The sequence below is a fragment of the Pedobacter sp. UYP24 genome, assembly GCF_054057295.1.
This window is the reverse complement of the sequence record NZ_JBSRZD010000023.1, coordinates 1-1,443: the sequence shown is the minus strand read 5'-3', so window position 1 is coordinate 1,443 and position 1,443 is coordinate 1. Positions and strand designations below refer to the sequence as shown.

At 42.0% G+C, this 1,443-nt stretch carries 2 protein-coding genes; both read right to left on the bottom strand.

The genetic code is table 11. The features are described from left to right. Positions 1-44: 44 nt before the first annotated feature. Entirely contained in the window at positions 45-818 is a 774-nt protein-coding gene (locus ACVWYN_RS18335; protein ID WP_457290342.1) for an ISAon1 family transposase, read from the bottom strand. A gap of 189 nt (positions 819-1,007) precedes the next feature. After that, a complete protein-coding gene (locus tag ACVWYN_RS18330; protein ID WP_457290341.1) occupies positions 1,008-1,373 on the bottom strand; it encodes an ISAon1 family transposase N-terminal region protein in 366 nt (121 codons plus the stop codon). Positions 1,374-1,443: the final 70 nt, after the last annotated feature.

Sequence of the window (1,443 nt, the reverse complement as noted above, 5' to 3'; positions counted from 1 at the left end):
GGATCAATACCAAATGTTGTGGAGCAGGGACACTTTTTTCTTTTTTAGGCATAGAGTTGTGTTAATCTGTAAAGGAAGAATTCTATGTTTTTAACACCCCTAAACTGAGTTCTGAAAGCCTTTATTTTAGCATTGAAAGATTCCGCTGATGCGTTGGTGGATCTGTTGTCAAAGTAGTTCAGTATGGTTTCATAGTGATTTTGTATTGACCTTGAAGTAGTATTGAATGCTTTAAATCCGCTCTGTCTTACCTTTTCGTGCCACCTGGCCAAGTTGGCCAGTCCAAAGATTTTGTCCTTTGTATCATTAAAGATTTGGCTAAGTCCCATACTTAGACCGTAGGCAATCTTTAAGTCTGGGTACCTTTCAAATAATAACTCAGCACGGGTTTTCTGGCTTTCTGTCCAGTTAGAAGAGTTTTTATACAATACATATCTGCTCCTGGCTAGCAACTGCTTGATGGTATCCCCATTTTGCAACACCTCCTGTTGAAATGGAGTGGCAGTCTTGCGGGATCGTTCAATAGCTTCATTTTCCGCATCCAATGCCGCCCATCTATGTTTTATACGCATTTCCTGTAAAGCCTCCGTAGCGAGCTTCTGCACATGGAACCTGTCGGTTACCCTTGTTGCCTCTGGAAAGCAACGTTTACAGATCAGCTCCATGTTGCCTGCCATATCCAGGGTGATTTCTTTAACTTTCTTTCTTGCTCTTTCCCGAATCCTATTCAGCACAGCAATGACTGTTTCAGCTTTGGTGCCTGCTACAATAGCAACGATAGCCCCTTTTTTACCTTTTGCTGTTTTGTTGGTTACGATAGTGTAGAGTTCGCCATGGGATAGACTATCTCATCAATGGAAAGCTTTTCGCCAAGGTTTTCTGGATATAATAGCCATTCCTTTGCGTGAGGCTTCTGGTCCCATTTCTTAAAGTCACTGAGGTAATCACGGTACTGTCGCAGGAGGTTTTTGGCTTTTACGCCATAGAAAGAACTGATGGAATCAACACTATTCGGGGCTGTATCGATTGATCTCTTTTAAAAAAGCCGCGAATTCCCCTGTCATTCGCGTTCCCTTTTCTACTAAAGTCCAATTCCGGTAAATAACTTTTGAGGTCTGTGTATTAAGCCACCTGCGGCGTCGGATATGAAGAAAAACCTTATGCCCACGGATTGGGAAATCCTGGATTACGATCTCAGGAAAAAAGCCTTTGGACAATACTTTGATCCCTTCCCATTCAGATGGTGGGTTATTGAGCTCTTCAAGTTCGATGTTAAACGTTTCGGCATCCACGATGACACCTTTAAATTCAAAATGCGCTAGTATAAAATCAGGTAAAAATAGTTTCAGTAGGGATGCGGTATCTGAGGCCATAAAAGGTGAGTCGATAAAAACCGCAAAGCTAAATTTTTAATCCCTGCTCCACAACATTTGGCATTGATCC

Bases quoted from the DNA above. Each gene is read 5' to 3' on its own strand.
- ACVWYN_RS18330 (WP_457290341.1), bottom strand. From the start codon at position 1,373: ATGGCCTCAGATACCGCATCCCTACTGAAACTATTTTTACCTGATTTT.